The organism is Neisseria sp. P0022.S010 (assembly GCF_051956635.1).
The window spans coordinates 1-2,403 of the sequence record NZ_JBQCXF010000453.1; the positions used below are offsets into that span (position 1 = coordinate 1).

2 protein-coding genes and 1 pseudogene are annotated in these 2,403 nt (G+C 46.9%); 1 reads left to right on the forward strand and 2 read right to left on the reverse strand.

What is annotated here, in order from left to right:
- Positions 1-281: 281 nt before the first annotated feature.
- On the reverse strand, positions 282-743 hold the full coding sequence (locus ACTHUT_RS18055; protein ID WP_079453694.1) for a winged helix-turn-helix transcriptional regulator: 462 nt from the start codon (positions 741-743) through the stop codon (positions 282-284).
- A 216-nt stretch (positions 744-959) separates the two neighbouring features.
- Between ACTHUT_RS18055 and alr the strand changes: the two genes are divergently transcribed.
- Positions 960-2,018, forward strand: a complete 1,059-nt coding sequence (gene alr, locus ACTHUT_RS18060; protein WP_250601105.1) for an alanine racemase — start codon at positions 960-962, stop codon at positions 2,016-2,018.
- Positions 2,019-2,077: 59 nt separating this feature from the next.
- Here alr and ACTHUT_RS18065 read toward each other — a convergent pair.
- Positions 2,078-2,403 (reverse strand): annotated as a pseudogene (locus ACTHUT_RS18065) (pseudouridylate synthase); the annotation flags it as partial.

Sequence of the window (2,403 nt, forward strand, 5' to 3'; positions counted from 1 at the left end):
ATGCGCATTTTTTTATCTGCATTGAAACATGATTACATTTAAAATCTGTAAACCGAATAATTAAGAAACTTTACAAGAAAAATACTTGCGCGGTTGAATCTCTTGTTGCATAATTCGTTTCGTTAGCTGGTTCGAGTAGTCAGTTAATAGTTTCTACTCTATTTCTCCTTTGTAGACTTGGCACACATTCTGTCGGATGTGTGCGTTTTTTTTGCCCATTTAAAATAAATGGCCGTCTGAATGTTGTAATCTTTCAGACGGCCTTTGTTTGTTGAATAGAATTAGATGTCTAATACCACTTCTTCTTTGACTTCTTCCATAACAACATAGCTGCGGCTTTCGGACGCAGCCGGCAGTTGCAGCAGGATATTGCCGAGCATATCGCGATAGGCGGACATATTGGGCAGGCGGACTTTGATAAGGTAGTCGTATTCGCCGGAGACCAAGTGGCATTCTAGAATTTGCGGAATCTTCAGCACTTCGCGTTTGAAGTCTTCAAAAATATTGCCGGATTTGGAGCGCAGTTTCAGCTCGACAAAGACCAAAAGGCTTTGACCTAAAGCATGAGGATTCAGATGGGCGTGATAGCCGGTGATAAGGTTGTCGCGTTCCAAGCGGCGGACGCGTTCGGTTACCGGCGTGGTGGAGAGGCCGACTTTTTCAGCCAATTCGGTCATGGGGATACGTGCGTTTTGTTGTAGGAGCTTGAGAATTTTTAAGTCGGTTTTGTCGAGTTCTTTCATAGCCTTGATGTCTGTCGTTTTCATTTGGATTGAATCATAACCTTAAAACAGGCTGAGAAGAAGCATAAATGCCTAAAAGTGCGCATGAGGTCTAAATTATGAATAGATTATTCTTGTGTATTTCATGGAATCCTGTGTAGTTTTTGACCTATAATATTTACTTCAAAGTAATAGGGTAGGCCGTCTGAAACGGAATGCCGATAAGAGGAATACATTATGCGTCCGCTCAATGCGCAAATCCGTTTGGATAATTTACGTCAAAATTATCGTTTTCTCAAAGAGTTGCATGGTAATAAATTGTTGGCTGTGATTAAGGCTGATGCTTACGGGCATGGTGCGGTCAGATGTGCACACGCGTTGGCGGATATTGCCGACGGCTTTGCGGTGGCAACGGTAGATGAAGGTGTGGAATTGCGTCAAAACGGCATTAAAAATCCGATTGTTTTGTTGGAAGGCGTGTTTGATGCTGCCGAGTATGCGGATGTTGACCGTTATGATTTGTGGCCGGCAATCGGCAGCCAATGGCAGTTGGAGGCGTTTGCGCATCATGAGTGGCAACGTCCGACGACCGTATGGCTGAAAATGGACTCAGGTATGCACCGTGCCGGTTTCTTTCCGCATAACTATGCTGCCGCCTATACTGCATTGAAACAATCTGAATCGGTTGAAAACATTGTGAAATTCAGCCATTTTGCCTGCGCGGACGAACCGGAAAACGGCATGACCGAAATGCAGCTTGAAGCGTTTGATTTGGCGTGTGAGGGTTTGGAAGGCGAGGAGAGTTTGGCCAATTCCGCCGCGATTTTGAACGTGCCTGAAGCACGACGCGATTGGGGACGTGCCGGTTTGGCCTTATATGGTATTTCGCCTTTCGGCGGCGTGGATGAGCGTTTGAAACCGGTTATGCGCCTGACTTCCCGCGTTTTCGGCGAGCGTGTGTTGCAACCGCATTCTCCGATTGGCTACGGCGCAACGTTCTATACCAGCAAATCTACCCGTGTCGGTTTGATTGCCTGTGGCTATGCCGACGGCTATCCACGTCGCGCTTCCACTAATTCCCCTGTTGCCGTGGATGGCAAACGCAGCCGTATTATCGGCAGGGTATCTATGGATATGATTACGGTTGAGCTGGAAGCCTCGAAAGAGGGCTTGGACGCGGAAGTCGAGCTTTGGGGCGATGTGATTAATATCAATGAAGTTTCTGAAGTTGCCGGTATGATTCCGTACGAAATCCTCTGTAATATCAAACGTGCGAAGTTTACTTATATCGAGTAAGAAGTAAAAGATCAGGCCGTCTGAAATGTGTTTTCAGACGGCCTTTTTGTTATCTGCAATTAAAACGATTCGTCAGCGCGTAAATAACGCCATTTGCCCGGTGGCAGTCTGCCGAGTTTGACTTTGCCCATGCGGATGCGTTTCAAACCGACGACGCGCAGGCCGACCAGTTCGCACATACGGCGGATTTGACGTTTTTTGCCTTGTCGCAAAATAAAGCGCAACTGGTCTTCGTTTTGCCATTCGACTTTGGCGGAGCGCAATTTTTCTCCGTCCAAACTCAAGCCGTGGTTGAGCAGGGCAAGGCCTTTGTCATCCAGTTTTCCGCGGACGCGGACGAGGTATTCTTTTTCGCTGCTGCTGTTTTCGCCAATCAGTTGTTTGG

Coding starts and splice junctions, on each gene's coding strand:
- alr (WP_250601105.1), top strand. CDS start 960: ATGCGTCCGCTCAATGCGCAAATCCGTTTGGATAATTTACGTCAAAAT.
- ACTHUT_RS18055 (WP_079453694.1), bottom strand. CDS start 743: ATGAAAGAACTCGACAAAACCGACTTAAAAATTCTCAAGCTCCTACAA.